This is a genomic window from Thioalkalivibrio sp. XN8, from assembly GCF_011058255.1.
Classification (GTDB): Bacteria; Pseudomonadota; Gammaproteobacteria; order Steroidobacterales; family XN24; genus XN24.
The window spans coordinates 1-312 of the sequence record NZ_JAALFH010000047.1 but is presented as its reverse complement, the minus strand read 5'-3'; the positions used below and the strand labels follow the sequence as shown (position 1 = coordinate 312).

The following is a 312-nucleotide window of genomic DNA, read 5'->3' as shown; positions in this document are numbered from 1 at the left end:
TTCAGCCAGAACTGCGCTTCCATGCCAAAGTACCTGCCAAGTCGCAGTGCGGTGTCCGCAGTGATTGACCGCTTGCCGTGTACGATCTCACCAATTCGCCGCTGCGGCACGCTGATTTCCTTCGCCAGGCGATACTGGGAAATCCCCATAGGCTGAAGAAACTCTTCAAGCAGGATTTCTCCCGGCGTTACTGGCGCGAAGTCTCGCTTAGCCATAATTCACCTCATCAGTGGTAATCAACGATCTCAACCTCCAATGCATCACCGCCCTTCCAGACGAAGCAGATCCGCCACTGATCGTTGATTCGAATGC

Annotated in this window: 1 protein-coding gene and 1 pseudogene; both read right to left on the bottom strand. The window is 54.2% G+C overall.

From position 1 onward, the window contains the following. Positions 1-215, bottom strand: a 215-nt coding sequence (locus tag G6N75_RS04925) for a HigA family addiction module antitoxin (RefSeq protein WP_165347189.1), incomplete at its 3' end; no start/stop codon positions are given. Between the two features lie 11 nt (positions 216-226). After that, positions 227-312, bottom strand: a pseudogene (locus tag G6N75_RS15240) (type II toxin-antitoxin system RelE/ParE family toxin); the annotation flags it as partial.